The organism is Streptomyces sp. NPDC047315 (assembly GCF_040643215.1).
In the GTDB taxonomy this organism is placed as follows: domain Bacteria; phylum Actinomycetota; class Actinomycetes; order Streptomycetales; family Streptomycetaceae; genus Streptomyces.
Window position 1 is genome coordinate 1 of record NZ_JBEYTZ010000029.1, and the last position, 22,545, is coordinate 22,545.

A 22,545-nucleotide genomic window follows, 5' to 3' on the forward strand; every position below is an offset into this window, starting at 1 on the left:
GCAATGGCTCCACACCTACAATCACCACCGCGGACACACCGCACTCGCGGGCAAACCACCCGCCAGCCGCGTCCCCAACCTCACAGGGCAATACAGCTAGGTCGTGTCCGCAAAGTCCCGCGCGCGTTCCTGCGTCTCTTGACGTAGCCGCCGTTTCTCTGAGGGAGCGTTGGTCTCCACTGGCCGGTGGTGGGCTGTTCGCGCAGTTCCCCGGGCCCCTAAATGCCTCCGTCTCAGCCCGCAGACAAACGACGGGGGCAGCAAATCAGGTGGCGCTGGGGCCCCCACGCCCTCTGGGCGTAGGTGGGGGTGCCCCCGTGCCCGCAGGGCACAGGGGGAGGAACTGCGCGAACAAGCCCCACCGGGAAGCGGAGACCAACGCTCCCGCAGGGAAACGGCGAGTGCGTCAGACGCACGGCGCCCCACGCGCCACGGGTGGGGCAAGCGCGGCGCGGCGCACGGCGCTAGGGACTAAGCGACGTGTTCGCGCCAGCGGTTGGTGATGGGGAGGCGGCGGTCCTTGCCGAAACCCTTCGCCGAGATCTTCGTACCCGGCGGATACTGCCGCCTCTTGTACTCCGCCGCATCCACCATCCTCAACGTCCGCGCCACCAGCTCCTCCCCGAACCCCGCCGCCACGATCGCCTCCTTGCCCTGGTCCCGGTCCACGTACAGCTCCAGCAGCCGGTCCAGGACGTCGTAGTCCGGCAGGGAGTCCGTGTCGACCTGGCCGGGGCGGAGTTCCGCGCTGGGGGGCTTGGTGATGGACGCCTCCGGGATCGGCGGGGTCTGACCGCGCTCCCGCGCCGCCGCGTTGCGCCACTCCGCGAGGCGGTACACCGCCGTCTTGTAGACGTCCTTGATGGGGCCGTACGCGCCGACCGAGTCGCCGTACAGCGTCGAGTAGCCCACCGCCAGCTCGGACTTGTTGCCAGGCGCGAGGACGATGTGGCCCTCCTGGTTGGAGAGCGCCATCAGCAGGGTGCCGCGCAGCCGCGACTGGAGGTTCTCCTCGGCGAGCCCGGTGAGGCCCAGCGCGCCCATGTACGCGTCGAACATCGGCTCGATCGGCACGGTTCGGAAGTTGAGCCCGGTGCGGCGGGCCAGTTCGGCGGCGTCGCCCTTGGAGTGCTCGGAGGAGTACTTCGAGGGCATGGAGACGCCGTACACGTTCCCCGCCCCCACCGCGTCGCACGCGATCGCGGCGACCAGCGCCGAGTCGATGCCACCGGAGAGCCCGACCAGCACCGAGCGGAAGCCGTTCTTCGCGACGTAGGCGCGCAGCCCCACCACGAGGGCCGAGTACACCTCCTCGTCGTCGTCGAGCCGGTCGGCGTATCCGCCGGTCAGCTCCGGCTCGTACGCCGGCACCGGCTCCTCGCTGATCACGACGTGGTCGACGCGCAGCCCGTCGTCGACGACTCCCGACGGCGCCTCGCCAGCCGCCGGCAGCTCCAGGTCGAGCACCACGCAGCCCTCCGCGAACTGCGGGGCCCGTGCGACGACCTCGCCCGCCGCGTCCACCACGATCGAGTCGCCGTCGAAGACGAGCTCGTCCTGGCCGCCGATCATCGCGCAGTACGCCACCGTGCACCCGGCCTCCTGCGCGCGCTTGCGCACCAGCTCCAGCCGGGTGTCGTCCTTGTTGCGTTCGTACGGCGACGCGTTGATGGAGACCAGCAGCCCCGCCCCGACCGTCCGGGTGGCCGGCACCCGGCCGCCCTCCTGCCACAGGTCCTCGCAGATCGCCAGCGCCACGTCCACGCCGCGCACCCGGACCACGGGCAGGGTGTCGCCGGGGACGAAGTAGCGGAACTCGTCGAAGACGCCGTAGTTGGGCAGGTGGTGCTTGGCGAAGGTGAGCACCACCTCGCCGCCGTGCAGCACCGCCGCCGCGTTCAGCGGGGCGCCCGCGGGCCGGCCGTACGCCGGCCGGGCGCTCTCGCTGCGGTCGAGGTAGCCGACGACGACCGGCAGCCCGCCGAAGCCCTCGTCGGCCAGGCGCACCGCCAGCTCGCGCAGCGCCGCCCGGGAGGCGTGTACGAAGGAGGAGCGCAGGGCCAGGTCCTCGACGGGGTAGCCGGTGAGCACCATTTCGGGGAAGGCGACCAGGTGCGCGCCCTGCTCGGCGGCGTGCCGGGTCCAGCGCACGATCGCCTCGGCGTTGTGGGCGAGGTCGCCGACGGTTGCGTCGATCTGGTTCAGGGCGAGACGAAGTTGGGGCACGGCGCCAGTCTAATCGTCTTTCTGACGCGATGTCCTGGCGGCCGGGTGCGGAGCGCCCGGTGGGAGCGGTCCGCACCCGGCCGCCGGAGTCCTACTTCCGGTAGCCCAGCACGGTCATCATGCCGGCCTCCGCGTGGTACACGTTGTGGCAGTGGATCATCCACAGGCCCGGGTTGTCGGCGTCGAAGTCCACGGTCAGCGTGGCGTTCGGCAAGATCACCGCGGTGTCCTTGCGCGGGCCGTTCGCCACGTTCGCCAGGCCGAAGGTGTGGCCGTGCAGGTGCAGCGGGTGCCACATCCCGGTCGGGTTGCTGAAGACCAGTCGCACCCGTTCGCCCGCCCGGACCTCGTGCCGCTGGTCGGGCGAGTACGGCTTGCCGTCGAAGGCCCAGTCGTACTTGGCCATCCCGCCGGAGAGCTTGATCTTGATCTCCCGGTCGGGCTTCCTGGCGGGCAGCGCGACGGAGGCGTCCGCCCGCAGCTTGTCCGCGGTCAGCACCCGCTTGGTGAGCTCCGCGGGGCGCACCGTGGCCGCCGGCGCGGCCCCGCTGCCGGTGCGCAGCACCGCCAGCGCGGTGGCGTCCTTGCCCTCGGCCAGCGCGACCAGCGGGAAGACGCCGTCGCCGGCGGTCACCAGCACGTCGTACCGCTCGCCCATGCCCAGCAGCACGGCGTCCGTCTTCGCGTGCTGGACGGGGAAGCCGTCGGTGTGGGTCACGGTCAGCTCGTGCCCGCCGAGCGCGACGCGGAAGGCGGTGTCCCCGCCCGCGTTGACGATCCGCAGCCGGATCCGCTCGCCGGGCTTGGCCGCGAAGGTCGCCGGGTCCTGCGGCGTACGGCCGTTCACCAGGTAGTGCGGGTACGCCACGTCACCGGCGTCCCCGCCCAGCAGGTCGCTCTTCGCGCCCATCATCATCCGCGACGGCCCCTCGGGGCCGGGGGACTCGACGGTCATCGAACCCATGCCGTGGCCCTCGTGCCCGCCGCCGGACATGCCCTTGCTGAGCTCCTTGAGCACCGCGTCCGGGGTGGAGCCCTCGATGCCGTCGACCCAGTCGTCCAGGACGACGGTCCACTCCTTGTCGTACTTCAGCGGCTCCTTCGGGTCCTCGACGACCAGCGGCGCGTACAGGCCGCGGTCCTGCTGGACGCCGGAGTGGGGGTGGAACCAGTACGTGCCCGGGTGCGGCACGGCGAAGCGGTACTCGAAGGAGCCGCCGGCCTTGATCGGCTTCTGGGTGAGGTCGGGGACCCCGTCCATGTCGTTGCGCAGGGCCAGCCCGTGCCAGTGCAGGGAGGTGGACTCGGGCAGGTTGTTGGCGAGGGTGAGGGCGAGGGTGTCGCCCGCGGTGACGCGGACCTCCTGGCCGGGCAGCCGGCCGTCGTACGCCCAGCTCTTGACGGCGAGGCCGCCGCCGAGGTCGAGCGTGGCGGCCGTGGCCGTCAGCTTGACCTTGCGCTCGGGGCCGCCGCGGCGCTTGGCCTCGGCGTCCTGGACCTCCTTGCCGTCGGGCTCGACGAACCCTGCGGGCCCGGCCTTCGCGCCGCCCCCGCCGCCGGTGTGCCCGGCGTGGCCGCCGCTGCCGCCGTCGGAGCTGGAGCAGGCCGCCAGGACGCCCGTCCCGGCCACGGCGAGCGACGCTCCGAGGACGGAGCGGCGTGTGATGTGAGTGGTCATGATGCAAGCACCTCGTGCTGTGTGAAGTCGGTGGCAGCCGGTCCGTGTACGGGCCAGGGCCGGCCGAAGTCGTGCGGATCCGTCGCGCTTGCCGCCCCTCGGGCGGCACGCACGCTCCTAGATCCGCAGCACCGACAACTGCGCGAGGCGTATGCGCTCGGGCGGTGGCCCGGCCCGCGTCTCGGGCAGGGCCGCACTGACGGACCGCAGCCGGGCGGCGACGTGGCCGGCCCGGCGCCGCAGCCACGCGGCGGCGGCCACGAGCAGGGCCAGGCCGAAGGCGCCGAGGACGGCGAGGCACACGAGCGTGGGGTCCATGACGCCGGGCTCGGGCGCGGCGTCCTGTACGACGGGCGGGGCGGCGCGGTCCGTGCCGTGCGCCGCGGGGCCGGTCCCGTGCCCGGCGGGCGCCGCGTGCGCGGTGGCGCTCGGCCCCGGGCCGGAGTGCCCCGAAGCGGGGTGGCCGACGGTGTGCATCGTGGTGATGCCGAACAGCAGCGCGAGGAACAGCAGGAGCTGTCCCCTCCGCGTGCCCGAACGCTTCACCATGATCCGCATCTTACCCCCACCGGGTATCCGTCCGAGAGGGTCGGTCACGGGTGGGCGATCATGGGGTGATGATCGCCGCCGCCCTCATAGCCATCGGCGCCCTGGCCTACACCGCCTGGGTGCTCGAAGTCGTCCTGTCGACCGGGCTCGACCCGATCAGGACGTACGTCAGCGAACTCGCGGCGGCCGACCAACCGCTCGGCGGACTCTTCCGCGCCACGGACCTCGCCGCCGGCTCCCTGGTCCTCGTCGGGGCGGTCTGGGCGCTGGCGCGGACGCCGCGCCGGACGTGGGCGCTGATCGGCTGGGGCGGGGTGGCGCTCTTCGGCGCCGCGACCGCCGTCGACTCCCGACTGCCGCTGAGCTGCACGCCCACCGCGGACCCCGAGTGCGCCGCCCGCGAGACCGCGGGCCTGGTGCCCGCCACCCACACCGCGCACGCCGTGAGCAGTTCGCTGGCGATGACGGGCGCGCTGATAGGGATCGTGGGGCTCACGGTGGCCGCGCGGCGGTACGGCTGGTGGCCCGAACTGGCCCGCTTCGGGCCCCCGCTGGTGGTGCTGGAGCTGATCGCGACCGCTTGGACCCTGGCGTCGGTCGCCGCCTTCGAAGCGGGCCGCGGCACCTGGGCCCTCGGTGCGGGACAGCGCCTGCAAGTGCTCCTCGTGGCAGTCTGGTTGGGGCTGCTCGCCCTCTCGATGGCGCGGGCGCCGATGGAGTCGAGGGCGGTGGCAGGGTGAAGTTCGTCAGGGTCGCCGGCGTGGCGCACCACGTGGTCGTCGAGGGCACGGGGCCGGTCTGCGTGCTCAGCGCGGGGCTCGGGCTCGGCTGGTTCGACTGGGACCCCGTCGTGCCGCTGCTCGCCCCGCACCGCACCGTCGTCCGCTTCGACCGCCCGGGGCACGGGCTCAGCGCCGCCGCGGACGAGCCGCCCACGGCGGCGGGGGAGGCCCGGCGCATCGCCCGGCTGCTCGACGCGCTCGGCCGCCGCGACGGGCCCGTCACCGTCGTCGGCCACTCCATCGCCGGGTTCCACGCGGAGGCGTTCGCCCGGCTGTACCCCGACCGTACGAACGGGGTCGTCCTCGTCGACTCCAGCGTCGAGGAGCAGGCCCGCACCCCCGCCGCGCCCCGCGCCCGTACGGCGGTGGCCCGGGCCGCGGCAGCGGTGCTGAGCGCGGCCGGCGTCCCCGCGACGTTCGGGCCGCCGGCGCGCCGTCTCGCGGTCCGCCTCTCCCGCGCCGACGGCGCCGATCCCGCCCCCGCGGACCTCGTGCGCAGCGTCTACGGGACCTCGCGCGTCCTGCGCGGCGCGCTGCTGGAGAACGCGCACTACCGGGACGTCGCGGCGCAGTTGCTGGCGCTGCGGGAGCGGCATCCGCTGCCGGTGGACGCGTGCGTCGCGGTGCTGGCGGCGACGGCGGGGGGTCGGCGCTGGACCACGCGCCAGCGCGAACTCGCGCTCCTGCTCGGAGCGCGCTTCGAGGAGGTCGTCGGTGCGGGCCACCTCCTGATGCTGGACCGCCCCCAGGCGGTGGCCCGCGCAGTGCTGAGGATGTCTTAACGAGCGCGCCCCCGCCGCGCCGCGCCCTGCGTCCCTGACATGCCCGCCGTTCCCCTGCGGGAGGCGCTGGTCTCTGCGACCCGGTGGTGGGCTTGTCGCGCAGTTCCCCGCGCCCCTGTTTCGCTTCGCCCGTCATTTGCCTGCGGGCTGGGCCAAGGTCTTCAGGGGCGCGGGGAACTGCGCGAACAAGTCCCACCGGGCCGCAGGTACCAGCGCTCCCGCAGGGGAACGGCGGGTTTGCCAGGGGCGCGGGGAACTGCGCGAACAAGCCTCACCGGGCCGCAGACACCAACGCATCCGCACGGGAACGGCGCCGTCGTCCGGGGCGCGGGCAGTCGCAGGAGGCGAGGCGCCCGGGGCTAGCCTCGGGCGTAGACGCGTTCCATCCACGCCGCGAGCTGCTCGTCAGACAGGTGCTGCGCCAGATCCGCCTCGCTGATCATCCCGATCAGCCGCTTGTTCTCGATCACCGGCAGCCGCCGGATCTGGTGCACCTCCATCTCCTGGAGCACCTCGTCCACGTCCGAGTCGGAGTCGATCCACCGGGGCGTGCCCTGCGCCATGTCGCCCGCCGTGACCTGCGCGGGGTCATGGCCCAGCGCGACGCAGCCGACGACGATGTCGCGGTCGGTGAGGATGCCGCAGAGGCGTTCCCGGGAGTCCGCGATGGGCAGCGCGCCCACGTCCAGCTGACGCATCAGCTGCGCGGCCCGGTCGAGCGTTTCGTGCGCCGGGATCCACTGTGCCCCGGCGTGCATGATGTCCTTCGCGGTGGTCATGGCGTTCGGTCCTCCTGACGGCCGACGGCGGCCCGACGCCCACGTGACGGCCGGACCCGTACGCCACTTCATGGTCGGCGGACGGCCGCCCGCAGGCGACCGGTGTAGGCCAAACGGGTGAACGCGGGCGGGCCCGCGCCCGGGTTGTGGGGGCGCGGAGCCCACCACAACCCCCGCGGGCGACCTCAGGTGCGGGGCTGCGCGCCCCGCTTCTTCAGGAGGTTCACCATCAGTTCCACCTCCGACTGCTGCCCCGTGACCATGCCCTTCGCCAGCTCCTGCTCGGCGCCGGGCACGCACAGGTCCACACAGCCCTGGGCCATGGCGACCCCGCCGTTGTGGTGCGTGATCATCAGCTGGAGGTACTCGACCTCCGCGGCCTTGCCGCTGAGCTTCCCGAGCTGCTCCAACTGCTCGGAGGTGGCCATGCCGGGCATCAGCGCGTCCCCGGCCGGGGCGCCGTGGCCGGCGTGGTCGCCGCCCTCCTTCGCCATCCACTCCATGGGCTCGCGGTCCGTCGCGACCTGCGACAGGCCCCACATGTCCAGCCAGCCCTGCATCATGCCGCGCTGGTTGGCCTGGGTGTTGATGATGTCGTACGCCAACCGGCGCACGTCCTCGTCCTGTGTGCGCTCGCGCACGATGAACGACATCTCCACCGCCTGCTGGTGGTGGACGGACATGTCGCGGGCGAACCCGGCGTCCGCGGAGTCGGACGCGGGCGCCTTCGGCCCCCCGTCGCCGTCGCCCGCGGAGGCCACCGTCGCCGCCCCGGCGAAGAGCAGCGCCAGCACGACCGCGGCGACGGCCACCCAGTGCGTACGGGTCATGGTGCTCACTTGCCGGTCACTCCGCCCGCGCACGAGGCGCCCTTCTCCGGGGTCTGCTCACCGAGGACGTACTTGTTGAAGAACTTCTCCACCCGCTCGTCCTTCGCGGAGTCCACCGTCAACTGCTTGCCCCATGCGGTCAGCATGATGGCGCCCGCCTGGTCCTTGTAGGGGCTGATCAGGGAGTACGGGGTCTTCTTGACCTTCTTCTCCAGGGTGGCCTTGTCCTCGTCGGACACCTTGTCGGTGTAGGTGACCCAGACCGCGCCGTGCTCCAGCGAGTGCACCGCGTTCTCGTTGGGCACGGGCTCCTTGTAGACCTTGGCGTCGCAGTTCATCCACGCCTGGTGGTGGTCGCCGCCGACGGGGGGCTTCTCGGGGTAGCTGACGGCGCTATCGACGTGGTTGCGGCCGAGCTTCTTCGCGTCCCACGTCTTCTCGCCGGTGATCGGGTCCTTGCGCGCGGCGACCTTCTGGGCGTCCTCTTCGTTCTCGTTGTTGATCACGTAGACGCCGAAGCCGACCAGACCGGCCACCACGATGCCGCTGATGCCGATGGTGATGATGCGGTTCCGCCGCTCGCGCGCCGCCTCGATCTTGCGCATCGCCTCTATTCGGGCGCGGCGGTCGTGGGCGGCGGCGTTCTTCGATGAGGGCCGGGAGGTCTTACGGGAAGCCATGGGAGTGCGTCCTTCGTCGTGGGGTGATCGCCTTGCCAAGAGGCTGCGACCTTCGGGGAGTTCGGGCAAGGGTGCGAGGGCACGTGGGTGCCGGGACGAGTCCGAGACGCGCTCTAGGCCCTCTCTTGCGGATCTTGCTGGGCTCGCGTGCCCTGGTGCCGCACCTCGCTGCGTTGTCGTCGGTCGCCAATGCTCCGCATTGACTCCCTCCTCCGCCTTGCGATCCACGACACCAGACCCCGCTCACTCTTCCAGCCTGATCCGGAAGAAAGGCCCTAGGTCCGGAGCACCTGAAGGACGTGCAGGTCGGGGGCGCGTGCAAGGGCGTCCGAGTGCGGACGCCCGCCGCCGTGGGCGGGCCGCTGCGGCTCCGCGGGCAGTTCCCCGGCGAGGGGTGGGGCGTCGAGCGGGGGCGCGGTGAGCACCGCAGGGCCGATCGCGGGCCGCAGCCCGCACGTACCGTCGTCGTACGGACAGGAGTACGTCGGCACGGCGCGGTCCACGTCGAGGGCGTGCCCGTCGGCGGGGGCGCTCAGACAGAGGAAGAGCGCGCCGAGGAGCGTCGCCGCGGCACTCAGCAGTGCCACGGGACGCGTGGTGCGCGCGAGGCGGCCGAGCCGTTGACCCCCCATGTCCGCAGATCGTAGCGAGCGCATCCGTCCGGTACCTCATACGGGGCGGTAATCGGTCCGTCACACCGGCCGCCGCGGTGGCCTCGGACTCGTCTCACGGGGTCCGCTGGCACACAATGGGGCTCAGTCGGGGGTTCGCAACGTGCCGGAAACCCGTGGATGCGATGCTCCGGGAAGCAGGTCTGGCTCGGCCGGCAAGGATTGGGTGGAAGTGGAAATGGACAAGCAGCAGGAATTCGTGCTCCGTACGCTGGAGGAGCGCGACATCCGCTTCGTGCGCCTGTGGTTCACCGACGTGCTGGGATTCCTGAAGTCCGTGGCCGTCGCCCCCGCCGAGCTCGAACAGGCATTCGATGAAGGGATCGGCTTCGACGGCTCGGCCATCGAGGGCTTCGCCCGGGTGTACGAGTCCGACATGATCGCCAAGCCCGACCCCGGCACCTTCCAGATCCTGCCGTGGCGCGCGGAGGCCCCCGGCACGGCCCGGATGTTCTGCGACATCCTGATGCCCGACGGCTCGCCGTCCTTCGCGGACCCCCGCTACGTCCTCAAGCGCATCCTCGCCAAGACCTCGGACCTCGGCTTCACCTTCTACACCCACCCCGAGATCGAGTTCTTCCTGCTGAAGGAGAAGCCCACCGACGGCAGCCGCCCGGTCCCAGCGGACAACTCCGGCTACTTCGACCACACCCCGCAGAACGTCGGGATGGACTTCCGCCGCCAGGCCATCACCATGCTGGAGTCCATGGGCATCTCGGTGGAGTTCAGCCACCACGAGGGCGCCCCCGGCCAGCAGGAGATCGACCTGCGGTACGCGGACGCGCTGTCCACCGCGGACAACGTGATGACCTTCCGCCTGGTGATGAAGCAGGTCGCACTTGAGCAGGGCGTCCAGGCCACCTTCATGCCGAAGCCGTTCAGCGAGTACCCCGGCTCCGGGATGCACACCCACCTCTCGCTCTTCGAGGGCGACCGCAACGCCTTCTACGAGTCCGGCGCCGAATACCAACTCTCCAAGGTCGGCCGCTCCTTCATCGCCGGACTGCTGCGCCACGCCGCCGAGATCTCCGCCGTCACCAACCAGTGGGTCAACTCCTACAAGCGCATCTGGGGCGGCTCGGCCCGCAGCGCCGGCGCGGGCGGCGAGGCCCCCTCGTACATCTGCTGGGGCCACAACAACCGCTCCGCGCTGATCCGGGTGCCCATGTACAAGCCGGGCAAGATGGGCTCCTCGCGCGTCGAGGTCCGCTCCATCGACTCCGGCGCCAACCCCTACCTGACGTACGCGGTGCTGCTCGCCGCCGGCCTGCGCGGCATCGAGGAGGGCTACGAGCTGCCGCCCGGCGCCGACGACGACGTCTGGGCCCTGTCCGACGCCGAACGCCGCGCGATGGGCATCGAGCCGCTGCCGCAGAACCTGGGCGAGGCGATCTCCCTGATGGAACGGAGCGAACTGGTCGCCGAGACGCTGGGCGAGCACGTCTTCGACTTCTTCCTGCGCAACAAGAAGCAGGAGTGGGAGGAGTACCGCTCCGAGGTCACCGCGTTCGAGCTGCGCAAGAACCTTCCTGTGCTGTAGCCGTCCGGGCGTCCGGGCCGAGCCCGGACGCCCGGTGCGACGTCCTGGGTGCGGAGGTCCAAGTTCCGTAAGTGGACGATTGCTTGGGTTCCGCGGGAACAGCGGTCGGAAGGCGTCGTCGAATGGTCTAATCCAGGTGCTGATCCCTCCCGCACGAGCACACGCCCCCGACTCCAACCGCTGACTCCAACCTCCGATTCCGATTCCGAGGACGGTTCCGATGAGCGCCGACGCACGTGAGGTCGACTCCGGCGAGCAGAGCCCTGCAGGGGGCGGTGGCGGCGGCAGGATCGACACCAGTCGGGCCCACCCCGCCCGGGTCTACGACTTCTTTCTCGGTGGCAAAGACAACTTTCCCGCCGACCGGGAGGCGGCGAAGGCGGCGCTCGCCGCCGAGCCCCGCGGGTACCTGAACGTGCGGCACAACCGGGACTTCCTGCGCCGCGCGGTCACGTACCTGACGGCGGAGGCCGGCGTCCGGCAGTTCCTCGACGTCGGCACCGGGCTGCCCACGCAGGAGAACGTGCACCAGATCGCGCAGCGCATCGCCCCCGAGTCCCGGGTGGTGTACGTGGACAACGACCCGGTCGTCCTCGCGCACGCCCGCGCCCTGCTCGCCACCGGCCCCGAGGGGCGGACCGACTACATCGAGTACGACCTGCGCGCGTGGGAGGCGATCCTCGCGGAGGCCGCCCGGACGCTCGACTTCGACCGGCCGGTGGCGCTGGTGCTCGCCGCCGTGCTGCACTTCGTGCCGGGCGAGGAGGCGCACGCCGTCACGGCCGGGCTCCTCGACGCCCTGCCGTCCGGCAGCGCGCTGGTGCTCAGCCACCTCACGGACGACCTGAACCCGGTGCAGATCGACAACGTCGCCAAGGCGTTCAAGGAGCGGGGCTTCGCGATGGTGCGCCGGCCCCGGGCCGAGATCGGCCGGTTCGCCGTCGACAACGGGCTGGAACTCGCCGAGCCCGGCATCGTCCCTGTGCACCGCTGGCGCCCGACCGACGTGGTCGACCGGGCGAAGGTGGAGGAGGTGGACCAGGCGTACGTCGACGCCCTGGAGGACGTCGACCGGACCAAGTACCGGGGGATCGACGATGTGACGGACGCGGACATCAACCTCTACGCCCTCGTCGCCCACAAGCCCTGACGCGCGCCGCACCCCGCTCCGCCGCCCCGTCGACATGCGGATTCGGCCGAGGGCGGTGACCCTGGAAATGCGGGGGAGCAATGCGGCGAAAGGGTGACCCCATGTCCGTCATGGACAAGCTCAAGCAGATGCTGAAGGGCCACGAGGCCCAGGCCGACAAGGGCGTCGACAAGGCGGGAGACGCCGCCGACGCGAAGACGCAGGGCAAGTACAGCGGCCAGGTCGACCAGGCTCAGGACAAGCTGAAGGGGCAGTACGGGTCGGGGAACCAGCCGGGCGGCCAGCCGCCGCAGACCTGACACGTACGACTCGCGCAGACCTGACGCGTACGACGTGCCCAGACCTGACACGTACGGCGTTCGCAGACCTGTGACCACGAGGTGTGGACAGACCTGCCGCGTACGACGTGCGCAGGTCTGACCGTACGACGTGCGAGTGCCGTGCTGTCGGCACCGGACCGCGCGACGGCGCGAGAGGCGGCCCGGGCGGGGGAGAGCCATCCCCGGCCCGGGCCGCCCCGCGCGCTCGCGATCAGCTCAAGCGTCAGCTCCAGCAATGGCCCCCTTCGTTCGGGTGATGCACAACCGGCCGTCGTGAGCGCAGGGCCAGCGGCGTCGCGCCCTTCCCCGACGGTCCGCCGCGAGGCCGCCTCTCGCCGTGTTGACCGCCGGGCGTCCCCCAACGCGTCGGCGGACGGCCCGCATTCATTCGCACGTTCGATTTATGGGTCCGGTCCGCCGCCCGGGACGCCGAACGGAGGGCGCCGCGGCACCCGACGGCCGCGGCGGAAACCCGCCCCGACCACGACGGGACGGTGCTCGCCGGGTGAGCATCGCCCGCCTCTTTGGCTAGGCTCGACGCCGGACGTTGATCGTGGGACGGGAGCGCGGGATGACGGCGGCGCCGGGACGCAGAAGCAGTACCTTCACCCGCCTGCTCCGGCACGGCTTCACGGACCCGGCCGCGGCGGAGCGGCTGCTCGACCTGGACCCGATGGCGTCCGTACGCGACGACCCCCTCCTCCTCGACGCCCTCGGCGCCACCGCCGACCCCGACCTCGCCCTGCGCTCGCTGGTCCGCCTGGTGGAGGCCCAACCGGCACGGGACGGCGACGGCGAGCGGGCCGACCGGGTCCTGCTCGACACCCTCGTCACGGCGAAGCCGCTGCGCGACCGGCTCCTCGGCGTCCTCGGCAGCTCCGAGGCGCTGGGCGACCACCTGACCCGCCACCCCGGGGACTGGCGGGCCCTCGCCACGTACGAGTCGACCGATCTGCACCCGGGCGTCGAGGAGTTCGAGCACTGCCTCGCCGACGCCACCGACCCCGTCTCGCTCCGGGTCTCCTACCGGCGCTGCCTGCTCGCCATCGCCGCCCGCGACGTCTGCGGCACCACCGACGTCGCACAGACCGCGGCGGAGCTCGCCGACCTCGCCATCGCCACCCTGCGCGCCGCGCTCGCCATCGCCCGCGCCCACGCCCCCGAAGACGCCGCCCGCTGCCGGCTCGCCGTCATCGCCCTCGGCAAGTGCGGCGGCCAGGAGCTCAACTACGTCTCCGACGTCGACGTCGTCTTCGTCGGCGAGCCGGCCGGCGACGCCGACGAGAACACCGGGCTGCGCGCCGCCACCCGCCTCGCCTCCCACATGATGCGGATCTGCTCGGAGACCACCGTCGAGGGCACCATCTGGCCCGTCGACGCCAACCTCCGCCCCGAAGGGCGCAACGGCCCGCTGGTGCGGACCTTGAGCAGCCACCTCGCGTACTACCAGCGCTGGGCCAAGACCTGGGAGTTCCAAGCCCTGCTCAAGGCGCGGGCGGTGGCCGGCGACCCGCTGCTGGGCGAGGAGTACATCGAAGCCGTCTCCCCGATGGTGTGGCAGGCCGCCGAGCGGGAGAACTTCGTCACCGACGTGCAGAAGATGCGCCGCCGCGTGGTCGACAACATCCCCGTCACCGAGGTCGAGCGGGAACTGAAGCTGGGCCCCGGCGGGCTGCGCGACGTCGAGTTCGCCGTACAGCTCCTCCAACTGGTGCACGGCCGCAGCGACGCCACCCTGCACAGCGGCAGCACCCTCGTGGCCCTCCAGGCGCTCGCCGCCGGCGGGTACGTGGGACGCGTGGACGCCGCCCAACTGGACGACGCGTACCGCTTCCTGCGCGCCATGGAGCACCGCATCCAACTCCACCGCCTGCGCCGCACCCACCTCGTCCCCGAGGACCAGGCCGACCTGCGCCGCCTCGGCCGCTCCCTGGGCTTTCGCACCGACCCCGTCACCGAACTCAACCGCGAGTGGCGCCGGCACGCCGCGGCCGTACGACGGCTGCACGAAAAGCTCTTCTACCGTCCGCTGCTCGACGCCGTCGCCCAACTGGCGCCCGGCGAGACCCGGCTGAGCACCAAGGCCGCCGGGCAGCGCCTGGAGGCCCTCGGCTACGCCGACCCGGCCGCCGCCCTGCGGCACCTGGAGGCGCTGGCCTCCGGCGTCACCCGCAAGGCCGCGATCCAACGGACCCTGCTGCCCGTGCTGCTCGGCTGGTTCGCCGACTCCGCCGACCCCGACGCCGGGCTCCTCGGCTTCCGCAAGGTCTCCGACGCCCTCGGCAAGACGCCCTGGTACCTGAGGCTGCTACGGGACGAGGGCGCCGCGGCGGAGAACCTGGCCCGGGTGCTGTCCGCCGGCCGCCTCGCCCCCGACCTGCTGCTGCGCGCCCCCGAAGCCGTCGCGATCCTCGGCGACCCCAGCGGGCTCAAGCCGCGCACCCGGGCGCACCTGGAGCCGGAGGTGCTCGCCGCGGTGGGCCGCGCCGACACCGCGGAGGCCGGGGTCACCGCCGCCCGCGGCGTGCGCCGCCGGGAGCTCTTCCGCACCGCGGCGGCCGATCTGATCGCCTCCTACGGCACCGAGGAGAGCCCCGCCGAAGCCGACACCGGCGCCCTCGTCGACCAGGTCGGCAGCGCACTCACCGACCTGACGGCCGCCACGCTCGCCGGCGCCCTGCGGGCCGTCGTGCGCGAAGGGTGGGGCGACGAACTCCCCACCCGCTTCGCGGTCATCGGCATGGGCCGCTTCGGCGGCCACGAGCTGTCCTACGGCTCCGACGCCGACGTCCTCTTCGTCCACGAGCCGCGCGAGGGCGTCGACGACCAGGAGGCGGCGCGGGCCGCGAGCGCCGTCGTCTCGGAGATGCGCCGACTGCTCCAGGTCCCCACCGCGGACCCGCCGCTGCTGATCGACGCCGACTTGCGGCCCGAGGGCAAGAACGGCCCCCTGGCGCGCACCCTCGCGTCCTACGAGGCGTACTACCGCCGCTGGTCCCTGGTGTGGGAGAGCCAGGCCCTGCTGCGCGCCGAACCGATGGCCGGGGACGCGGACCTGGGCGCGCGCTTCATGGCACTCGTCGACCCGCTGCGCTACCCGGCGGAGGGCCTGGGCGAGGACGCGGTCCGCGAGATCCGCCGCCTCAAGGCCCGGATGGAGTCCGAGCGGCTGCCGCGCGGCGCGGACCCCACGCTCCACACCAAGCTGGGCCGCGGCGGGCTGAGCGACGTCGAGTGGACCGTCCAACTGCTCCAGATGCGCCACGGCTGGGCCGAACCCGGGCTGCGCACCACCCGGACCCGCGAGGCACTGGCGGCGGCGCACGGCGCGGGGCTGATCTCCACGGAGGACGCGCAGATCCTCGACGAGGCGTGGGTGCTGGCCTCGCGGGTGCGCAACGCGGTGATGCTGGTACGGGGCCGCCCGAGCGACACGTTCCCCGCGGCGGGCCGGGAGCTGGCGGCCGTGGGCCGCTACCTGGGTTACGGCCCCGGCCACGTCGGCGACATGCTCGACGACTACCGCCGCGTGACGCGCCGCGCCCGAGCGGTGGTGGAGTCCCGCTTCTACGACGCGGCCTAACCTGCGCGGCCGGCCCCACCGCGGCCGTCCGCGTCGTTACGCGTCGTCGCCCAACGCAGTCGGGCAAAGCGAAGCGAAATGGGCCAGGCACCCCGCCAGCGCCAGCTCGAACGCCGTGTTCGCGCGACCCCCCGGCCCCACCGCCAGCGCCCGCGCCAGCCACGGCGTCGCCGACTCGTCCGGCAGCACCCACATCGGCTCCGGCGCCGCCATGTCGAGCGCCGAGCCCAGGATCAGGTTCTCCAACGCGATGATCACCTTCATCACGTCGGCGACGGCGAACCCCGCGTCCAGCAACACCCGCACCGCCCGCTCGTAGTGCTCCAGCACCCGAGGAGCCCGCACCGGCGACGCCATCAGCAGCGGTATGGCCCGGGGGTGCGCCGCGAACGCCGCCCGGTAGGAGCGGGCCCAGCCCGCCAGCGCGTCGTCCCACGCGGGCGCCGCCAGCGCCCCCGCGTCGATCCCCTCGCAGACCCGTTCCCGCAGCAGCTCGACGATCCCGTCCCGCCCGTCCACATGGTGGTACAGCGAAGCCGTCTGCACCCCCAGCCGCCGGGCGACCTGCACCAACGTGAACTCGCCCTGCTCGTCCACCAGTTCCAGCGCGACCGTGGCGATGCGCTCCCGGTCGATCAGCGGTGTCCGCGGCCGTCCCATTCGTCCGATCCCCCTGCACTCTTCCCGGATCCTCCATCGGAGGCTACATTGCGGAAAACCGAATGCCGTTAGGTTTCCGTTCGCCGCCGCGAAAGGGCGTCAGCAGGTCCAGTTCACCCCTCGCAAGGAAGGCTCCGAAGCGCATGCCAGAAAACTCTCCAGGGCTGAGAAGGGGCACCCTCGGGACCACCGACATCGCCTTCTTCGTCGTCTCCGCCGCGGCCCCGCTCACCGTGATGGCTGGCGTCGCGCCCATCGCCCTCACGCTCGGTGGCCTCGGCGCCCCGGCCGGCTACCTCCTCGCCGGCATCACCCTGGCGATCTTCGCCGTCGGCTTCACCACGATGAGCCGCCACGTCCGCAGCGGCGGCGCCTTCTACGCGTACATCACCCGCGGCCTCGGACCCGTCGCCGGCATCGGCGCCGCGCTGCTGGCGATGATCGGCTACAACGGCATGGAGATCGGCGTCTTCGGCCTCCTCGGCTCGGCCACCGCCGACACCGGCGCGGCCCTGTGGGGCGTTGACGTCCCCTGGCTGCCGGTCTCCCTCGCCGGGATCCTGATCATCTGGTACGGCGGCTACCGCTCCATCGACTTCGGCGCCAAGGTCCTCGGCGTCCTGCTCGTCGCCGAGACCGGGATCCTGCTGCTGCTCGCCGGCGGCGTGCTGATCGAGGGCGGGGCGAACGGCCTGGACCTCGCGTCCTTCGCGCCGTCCAACGTCCTGGTCCCCGGCACCGCCGCGGTGCTCGCCTTCGCCTTCGCCGCGTTCACCGGCTTCGAGTCGACCGTGATCTACCGGCGCGAGGCCCGCGACCCCGCCCGCACCGTCCCGCGCGCCACCTACGCCGCCGTCGCGTTCCTCGGCGTCTTCTACGCGTTCATCGTGTGGACCGTCATCCAGGCGTTCGGCAACGACGAGGTCGTCCGCGCGGCCACCGACGACCCCGGCGGGCTCTTCTTCGCCGCGATCACCACCTACGTCGGCGGTTGGGCCGCCGACCTGATGCACGTCTTCATCGTGACCAGCATCTTCGCCTCGCTGCTCGCCTTCCACAACGCGATCAACCGCTACGCCCTCGCGCTCTCCGAGGAGGGCGTCCTGCCGAAGGTCCTCGGTCGGGTCCACCCGCGCCACCGCTCCCCGTACGTCGCCGGGATCGCCCAGAGCGCGCTCGGCGCGGCCGTCGTGCTCGGCTTCGCCGCGGCCGGAGCCGATCCGTACACCCAACTCCTGCTCTGGGTGAACACCCCGGGGATGGTAGGGCTGATGGCGCTGATGCTGCTCGCCGCGATCGCGGTCCCGTGCTACTTCCGGCGGGTGCGGCACGACGAGGGAGCGCTGAGGACCGTCGTCGCGCCGGTGGTGGCCGCCGTGCTGCTCGCCGTGGCGATCTATCTGATCGTGACCAAGGTCCACTTGTTCACCGGGGCGTCCACCCTGGTCAACACCGTCCTCCTGACGCTGGTCCCGGCAGTCTTCGCCGTCGGCGCCCTGCTGGCGCTCTGGCTCAAGCGGCGACGGCCGGAGGTGTACGAGGGATTCGCGGCCGAGCCGGCGGAGCAGGAGGAAGCGGCTGCGGCCAGCGATGTCGCGGTCGTCGCCCCACGAGACCCCGACGACCAGCCCACCGATCCCGCTAACCCCACCAACCCCATCAACCCCACTGACAAGGAAGGCGACGCACCGTGCCAGCAGCTGACATCGTCCTGACCGGAGCCGCGGTCCGAACCCTCGACCCGGCCCGGCCGCACGCCACCGCGGTGGCGGTCCTGGACGGCCGCATCGCGGCCGTCGGCGACGAGGCGGACGTACGGGACTGGCGCGGACCCGGCACCGAGACGGTCGGCCTCGCCGGGGCCACCCTCGTACCCGGGCTCACCGACGCCCACAGCCACCCGGTGTGGGGCCTGGAGCTGGCATCGGGCGCCGACCTGACGGCGGTCTCCGACCTGGACGGGCTACGGGCCGCGCTGCGCGACGCCGAGCGGCGCGACGGCTGGGTGCTGGCCTGGGGCCTCGACCACAACGCCTTCGGCGGACGCGACATCCACCACGACCTCGTCGAGGACGTCCTGGCCGGCGCCCCCGCCTTCATCCGGCTCTACGACGGCCACTCCGCCCTGGTCAGCGGCGCGGCGCTACGGGCCGCCGGCATCGACGGGCCGCGCACCTTCGCCCAGCGCGCCAGCGTGGTGTGCGACGCGGCCGGCCGCCCGACCGGTCACCTCGTCGAGCACGCGGCCATGGACCTCGTCGCGCAGGTCGTGCCGCGCGCGTCCGCCGCCGAGCGCGGCGCCCGGCTGCTCGACCTGCTGTCGCAGATGGCCGCGACCGGACTCACCGCCGCCCACGTGATGGACCTCGGCGGCGACGCGCTGAAGCTGCTCGCCGCCGTCGAGGACTCCGCCGACCTGCCCGTACGGCTACGGCTCGCGCCCTGGTGCATGCCCGGCGCGGGGGAGGGGGAGTTGGCGGAGCTGATCGCCCTCCAGCGCGAGCACGGACGCGACTGGCGCGTGGGCGGCGTGAAGTTCTTCATGGACGGCACCGTCGAAGGCGGTACGGCCTGGCTGGAGCACGCGGACTGCCACGGCCAGGGCACGGACGCCTTCTGGCCCGACCCCGTCGCCTACAGCGCCGCCGTGCGCCGGCTGCACGAGGCGGGCGTGGCGACCGCGACCCACGCCATCGGCGACGCCGCGGTGCGCCACGTCCTGGACACCGTCGAAGCGCTGGGCACCGTCGATGCGCTGGGCGCGCGCGGCGCCGGCGCCCCCGTGCACCGCATCGAGCACATCGAGACCGTGCCGGACGACCAGATCGCCAGGTTCGCCCGGCTCGGGGTCGCGGCGTCGATGCAGCCGCCCCACACGGCGTACACCCGCGCCGACCACACCGACGAGTGGTCCAAGCGGCTCGGCGACGAGCGGGCGTCCCGCGCCTGGCGCTACCGCGACCTGCGCGACGCCGGCGCGACGCTCGCCCTCGGCTCGGACTGGCCCATCGCCCACTACGACGTGCGCCAGGTCCTCGCCACGGCCCTGGCCCCGCGCGGCGCGGCGAGCGCCCGCGCCGGGCTGACCGGCCTGATGGCGCTGGAGGGCTGCACGACGCACGCCGCGCGTGCCGCCGGCGAGCAGGACGTCGCGGGCCGCATCGCGGTGGGCCTGCGCGCGGACCTCACCGCGCTCGGCGTGGACCCGGTGACGGCCACCGCGGACGAACTCGCCGAAGCCCCAGTGCCGTTGACCGTCGCCGCGGGCCGCATCACCCACCGCGGGTGAGACCCCGGCGCCCGTCTGCGCCCCCTGGACCCCGGAGCCGCCCGCAATCCCCCGGCGGGCGGCTCCGGCTCTCCTCTCCCACGGCTGCCAGAAAATCAGTTGGCGGTGCCAACGGTGCCCGGTAACGTCCCGTGACATGTGTGGTGTAGCAGCAGCCTCTTCCGCCGCGACGCGGACCCGCCGCTCCTAGCGGCGGACCCCCTCCCTCCTTCGGGACCCCCGCCGCTCTCGTGCGTACGCGCCGAGCGGCCTCCTCGCGCTGCCCGGCTCACTTCGAAGCCGCGGAGACACCTCCTTGCACTCGCACCACCCCGGTCACCCCGGTCGCTCCGGTCACCCCGGTCGCTCCGGTCACCCCGGTCGCTCCGGTTACTCCGGTCATCCCGGTCGGCATGAACTCGGCCAGAACTTCCTGATCGACCGGCGCACCATCGACACCTTCACCGAACTCGTGGCACGCACCCGCGGGCCGATCATCGAGATCGGCACCGGCGACGGCGCCCTGACGCTCCCGCTCCAGCGGCTCGGCCGCGACCTCACCGGAATCGAGATCGACGGCCGGCGCGCCGCGAAGCTGCGCAGCCGCGCGGACCGGTCGACCACGATCGTGACCGCGGACTTCCTGCGCTACCGGACCCCGACGACCCCGCACGTACTCGTCGGCAATCTGCCCTTCCACGAGACGACCGCGCTGCTCCGCCGCATCCTGCGCTCCGACGGCTGGACCGACGCCGTACTGCTGGTGCAGTGGGAGGTAGCCCGCCGCCGGGCCGGCGTCGGCGGGGCGACGATGATGACGGCCCAGTGGTGGCCGTGGTACTCCTTCCGACTCGAACACCGGGTCCCCGCCGCCGCGTTCCGCCCACGGCCGAGCGTCGACGGCGGCCTGCTGACCGTCGCCCGCCGCCCCCGCCCGCTGGTGGACCCGGCGGACCGCAAGGACTACCAGGACCTCGTCGCCCGCGTCTTCACCGGCAAGGGCCGCGGCCTGGCGCAGATCGTCACCCGCGCCGCCCCCGAACTGCCGCGACGCCAGGTCCAGGAGTGGCTGCGCACCCACCGCGTCGACGCCACCGCGCTGCCGAAGCAGCTCACCGCCGAGCAGTGGGCCGCCCTCCACGCCCGGTACGCCCTCCAGCGGTGCTGACCCGCCCGACCAACTCGCCCTCGCGCAGCACCACCACGCAACCGCAGGGCGCGGAGCAGTACTCCACCACGCCATCGGATGTACGGTGCGCGGACCGCAGCACCCAGCCGCCACCGCCGTCGGGCCCCCCACAGTACGGACAGCGGTCCCCGCGCCCATCCCCGTCGGGGGTGGGGGCGGCGGCGACGGCGACGGCGGCCGTTCGTGCCGTGGCAGCCCTGGCAGCCGCAGCACTCGCCACCACGATCAGCAGCACGGCCGCCACCTCCCGCCCGCCGAGCACCTCCCCGAGCAACAGCGCACCCACCACCGCACCCACGGCCGGACTCAGCGCCAGCAACACCCCGAACGTCCGCACGCCCACCCGCCGCAACACCACCATGTCCAACGCGTACGGAACCACCGACGACAACACCGCGACGAGCACCCCGACCGCCAACACCTGCGGATGCGCCACCACCTGGTGCGCCCCCGACGCCGCGGCCACCGGCGTCAACAGACACGCCCCGACAGCCAGGGCCAGCGCCAGCCCCGTCGCGTCGTCGAACCCCCGCCCCACCCGATGACTCAACACGACGTACGCCCCCCGACACACCGCCGCCCCCGCACCCCACAACAGCCCCACCCACGGCAGATCAGCCCCCGGCGCCACCAACAACAGCACCCCACCCGCAGCCGCCACCACCACGACCACATCCCCACCCCGCCGCGACAACGCCGCCGCCAGCGCCAACGGCCCCAACAACTCCACCGCGGACGCCACCCCGATCGGCAGGTACGCGATCGACTGGAAGTACAACGCGTTCATCAGCGCAATGACCGCCCCAAACGCGCCCACGGCCCGCCACTGCGCCCCGTCCAGCCCCCGCGCCCGGGGCCGAACGACCGCGCACACCACCACGGCCGAAACCACCAACCGCACCCCCGCCATCGCCACCGCCCCAACCTGGTCGTACACCCCCTTCGCCACAGCCGCCCCAAGCTGAAGGCTGACCATCTGCACCAGCACGAGCAACACGGGCACCCACCCGCTCCGACGATCGCCAGGCACCGACCTCACCCCGTTCCGGCCGGCACGACGGGGGGACCGGCCGGAGCCACCCTGAGGTAATGCCCATACACAGTTCAACCATTACAAGCGCGAGCCGCCCCCGACTCAACGCTGAGCCCCTCAGCCCTTGTTGAACGCGGAGCCAGGAGCATCCCCGCATGCGCGGGGACGACGCCTGGATCTCGGTCCACGCCTGCTGCTCCAGCTTCACCAGTTCGTCCGTGAGTTCGATATCAGCCACGACGTCATCGTATGAGATGTCATCGTGACGCCCTTCGCTCCCGCACCGCGTCGGTGTACAGCTCGCGCGTCAGGTCGGACTCGGCGATGCCGAGGCTCGTCAGGACCGCGCGTACGTCCGCGAGTGCCGCCGCCACGTCGGACTCCTCGGCCAGCGTCTCCACTTCGAGGAAGGTCCCCTCGATCTCCGGTACGCGTACGAGGGTTGCGAGCATGTGGCGTCCGGCGGCGTCGAAGGCGTAGTTCCGGCAGCGCTTCTCGAACTGGATTAGGGGTACGTAGCCGAGGCCCCGCAGCAGGGCGTGGATCGCCTCGGCGTCGTCGACGCGGGTTTCGTGCTCGGGCTTGGAGCCGGAGTCGTCGTCCACGCGCGCGCCCTTGAAGGTGATCACGGTGCGGGTCTCGTCGGCGCCGTGGACGGTGCGGACGCGCAGTTCCTCGTCCGCGGCTTCGAGAGCGCGGTCCGGGGTGTCGTAGTAGGTGTCCCGGTACACCTCAGGGCGCCCCACCGCGCGATCGTCCAGCTTCCTCAGCATCGCTTCCGGCGTGTGGACGCGGGCCTTCAGCTCTGCCTCGATCATGTGGCCG

The 22,545-nt window shown here is 72.6% G+C and carries 19 protein-coding genes; 9 read left to right on the forward strand and 10 right to left on the reverse strand.

Annotated features, from left to right (window positions below; translation table 11 throughout):
- Positions 1-471: 471 nt before the first annotated feature.
- The 3 genes from ABZ842_RS28835 to ABZ842_RS28845 form a co-directional block, all read right to left on the reverse strand.
- Positions 472-2,226: an NAD+ synthase gene (locus ABZ842_RS28835; RefSeq protein ID WP_361542923.1), complete on the reverse strand. Its 1,755-nt coding sequence runs from the start codon at positions 2,224-2,226 to the stop codon at positions 472-474.
- A 91-nt stretch (positions 2,227-2,317) separates the two neighbouring features.
- Entirely contained in the window at positions 2,318-3,904 is a 1,587-nt protein-coding gene (locus ABZ842_RS28840) for a multicopper oxidase family protein (protein ID WP_361542926.1), read from the reverse strand.
- 117 nt (positions 3,905-4,021) lie between these two features.
- Positions 4,022-4,453, reverse strand: coding sequence for a DUF6153 family protein (locus ABZ842_RS28845; protein WP_361542929.1), 432 nt, complete (start codon positions 4,451-4,453; stop codon positions 4,022-4,024).
- 68 nt (positions 4,454-4,521) lie between these two features.
- Between ABZ842_RS28845 and ABZ842_RS28850 the strand changes: the two genes are divergently transcribed.
- Positions 4,522-5,193 carry a DUF998 domain-containing protein gene (locus tag ABZ842_RS28850; protein WP_361542932.1) on the forward strand — a complete coding sequence of 224 codons (672 nt, stop codon included), beginning with the start codon at positions 4,522-4,524 and terminating at the stop codon, positions 5,191-5,193.
- Positions 5,190-6,017 carry an alpha/beta hydrolase gene (locus ABZ842_RS28855; RefSeq protein ID WP_361542935.1) on the forward strand — a complete coding sequence of 276 codons (828 nt, stop codon included), beginning with the start codon at positions 5,190-5,192 and terminating at the stop codon, positions 6,015-6,017. Before ABZ842_RS28850 ends, ABZ842_RS28855 begins: the two co-directional genes overlap by 4 nt.
- 359 nt (positions 6,018-6,376) lie before the next feature.
- Here the strand turns inward: ABZ842_RS28855 and ABZ842_RS28860 are convergent, their stop codons facing one another.
- The 4 genes from ABZ842_RS28860 to ABZ842_RS28875 form a co-directional block, all read right to left on the reverse strand.
- Positions 6,377-6,796: a CBS domain-containing protein gene (locus tag ABZ842_RS28860; protein ID WP_361542938.1), complete on the reverse strand. Its 420-nt coding sequence runs from the start codon at positions 6,794-6,796 to the stop codon at positions 6,377-6,379.
- 185 nt (positions 6,797-6,981) lie between these two features.
- A complete protein-coding gene (locus tag ABZ842_RS28865; RefSeq protein ID WP_361543201.1) occupies positions 6,982-7,626 on the reverse strand; it encodes a DUF305 domain-containing protein in 645 nt (214 codons plus the stop codon).
- Positions 7,627-7,631: 5 nt separating this feature from the next.
- Positions 7,632-8,306, reverse strand: a complete 675-nt coding sequence (locus ABZ842_RS28870; RefSeq protein WP_361542941.1) for a DUF3105 domain-containing protein — start codon at positions 8,304-8,306, stop codon at positions 7,632-7,634.
- 275 nt (positions 8,307-8,581) lie between these two features.
- Positions 8,582-8,893 (reverse strand): hypothetical protein, encoded by a 312-nt coding sequence (locus ABZ842_RS28875; protein WP_361542944.1) that lies wholly within the window; start codon positions 8,891-8,893, stop codon positions 8,582-8,584.
- A gap of 262 nt (positions 8,894-9,155) precedes the next feature.
- Here ABZ842_RS28875 and glnA point away from each other — a divergent pair, with 262 nt between their 5' ends.
- The 4 genes from glnA (at position 9,156) to ABZ842_RS28895 (ending at position 15,570) form a co-directional block, all read left to right on the forward strand.
- Positions 9,156-10,517: a type I glutamate--ammonia ligase gene (glnA, locus tag ABZ842_RS28880; RefSeq protein WP_361542947.1), complete on the forward strand. Its 1,362-nt coding sequence runs from the start codon at positions 9,156-9,158 to the stop codon at positions 10,515-10,517.
- Between the two features lie 220 nt (positions 10,518-10,737).
- Positions 10,738-11,667 carry an SAM-dependent methyltransferase gene (locus ABZ842_RS28885; RefSeq protein WP_361542950.1) on the forward strand — a complete coding sequence of 310 codons (930 nt, stop codon included), beginning with the start codon at positions 10,738-10,740 and terminating at the stop codon, positions 11,665-11,667.
- Between the two features lie 101 nt (positions 11,668-11,768).
- On the forward strand, positions 11,769-11,966 hold the full coding sequence (locus ABZ842_RS28890) for an antitoxin (RefSeq protein WP_361542953.1): 198 nt from the start codon (positions 11,769-11,771) through the stop codon (positions 11,964-11,966).
- Between the two features lie 592 nt (positions 11,967-12,558).
- A complete protein-coding gene (locus tag ABZ842_RS28895) occupies positions 12,559-15,570 on the forward strand; it encodes a bifunctional [glutamine synthetase] adenylyltransferase/[glutamine synthetase]-adenylyl-L-tyrosine phosphorylase (RefSeq protein ID WP_361542956.1) in 3,012 nt (1,003 codons plus the stop codon).
- Positions 15,571-15,606: 36 nt separating this feature from the next.
- Here the strand turns inward: ABZ842_RS28895 and ABZ842_RS28900 are convergent, their stop codons facing one another.
- Complete coding sequence (locus ABZ842_RS28900; protein ID WP_361542959.1) at positions 15,607-16,230, reverse strand: TetR/AcrR family transcriptional regulator C-terminal domain-containing protein; 624 nt, start codon at positions 16,228-16,230, stop codon at positions 15,607-15,609.
- Positions 16,231-16,373: 143 nt separating this feature from the next.
- Between ABZ842_RS28900 and ABZ842_RS28905 the strand changes: the two genes are divergently transcribed.
- The 3 genes from ABZ842_RS28905 to erm all read left to right on the forward strand — a co-directional run bounded on the left by ABZ842_RS28905 (position 16,374) and on the right by erm (position 20,666).
- A complete protein-coding gene (locus tag ABZ842_RS28905; RefSeq protein WP_361542962.1) occupies positions 16,374-17,945 on the forward strand; it encodes an APC family permease in 1,572 nt (523 codons plus the stop codon).
- The gene (locus ABZ842_RS28910) at positions 17,921-19,519 is read left to right on the forward strand and encodes an amidohydrolase (RefSeq protein ID WP_361542965.1); all 1,599 of its coding nucleotides are present in this window, start codon (positions 17,921-17,923) and stop codon (positions 19,517-19,519) included. Before ABZ842_RS28905 ends, ABZ842_RS28910 begins: the two co-directional genes overlap by 25 nt.
- A gap of 295 nt (positions 19,520-19,814) precedes the next feature.
- Positions 19,815-20,666: a 23S ribosomal RNA methyltransferase Erm gene (gene erm / locus ABZ842_RS28915; RefSeq protein ID WP_361542968.1), complete on the forward strand. Its 852-nt coding sequence runs from the start codon at positions 19,815-19,817 to the stop codon at positions 20,664-20,666.
- On the opposite strand, the gene ABZ842_RS28920 is transcribed toward erm, so the two are convergent.
- A complete protein-coding gene (locus ABZ842_RS28920; RefSeq protein WP_361542971.1) occupies positions 20,611-21,690 on the reverse strand; it encodes an EamA family transporter in 1,080 nt (359 codons plus the stop codon). The genes erm and ABZ842_RS28920 overlap by 56 nt on opposite strands.
- A 287-nt stretch (positions 21,691-21,977) precedes the next feature.
- Complete coding sequence (cyaB, locus tag ABZ842_RS28925) at positions 21,978-22,538, reverse strand: class IV adenylate cyclase (RefSeq protein ID WP_361542974.1); 561 nt, start codon at positions 22,536-22,538, stop codon at positions 21,978-21,980.
- Between the last annotated feature and the right edge of the window lie 7 nt (positions 22,539-22,545).

Bases quoted from the DNA above. Each gene is read 5' to 3' on its own strand.
- ABZ842_RS28840 (WP_361542926.1), bottom strand. From the start codon at position 3,904: ATGACCACTCACATCACACGCCGCTCCGTCCTCGGAGCGTCGCTCGCC.
- ABZ842_RS28845 (WP_361542929.1), bottom strand. From the start codon at position 4,453: ATGGTGAAGCGTTCGGGCACGCGGAGGGGACAGCTCCTGCTGTTCCTC.
- ABZ842_RS28850 (WP_361542932.1), top strand. From the start codon at position 4,522: ATGATCGCCGCCGCCCTCATAGCCATCGGCGCCCTGGCCTACACCGCC.
- ABZ842_RS28860 (WP_361542938.1), bottom strand. From the start codon at position 6,796: ATGACCACCGCGAAGGACATCATGCACGCCGGGGCACAGTGGATCCCG.
- ABZ842_RS28865 (WP_361543201.1), bottom strand. From the start codon at position 7,626: ATGACCCGTACGCACTGGGTGGCCGTCGCCGCGGTCGTGCTGGCGCTG.
- ABZ842_RS28870 (WP_361542941.1), bottom strand. From the start codon at position 8,306: ATGGCTTCCCGTAAGACCTCCCGGCCCTCATCGAAGAACGCCGCCGCC.
- glnA (WP_361542947.1), top strand. From the start codon at position 9,156: ATGGACAAGCAGCAGGAATTCGTGCTCCGTACGCTGGAGGAGCGCGAC.
- ABZ842_RS28885 (WP_361542950.1), top strand. From the start codon at position 10,738: ATGAGCGCCGACGCACGTGAGGTCGACTCCGGCGAGCAGAGCCCTGCA.
- ABZ842_RS28890 (WP_361542953.1), top strand. From the start codon at position 11,769: ATGTCCGTCATGGACAAGCTCAAGCAGATGCTGAAGGGCCACGAGGCC.
- ABZ842_RS28895 (WP_361542956.1), top strand. From the start codon at position 12,559: ATGACGGCGGCGCCGGGACGCAGAAGCAGTACCTTCACCCGCCTGCTC.
- ABZ842_RS28900 (WP_361542959.1), bottom strand. From the start codon at position 16,230: ATGGGACGGCCGCGGACACCGCTGATCGACCGGGAGCGCATCGCCACG.
- ABZ842_RS28905 (WP_361542962.1), top strand. From the start codon at position 16,374: ATGCCAGAAAACTCTCCAGGGCTGAGAAGGGGCACCCTCGGGACCACC.
- cyaB (WP_361542974.1), bottom strand. From the start codon at position 22,538: ATGATCGAGGCAGAGCTGAAGGCCCGCGTCCACACGCCGGAAGCGATG.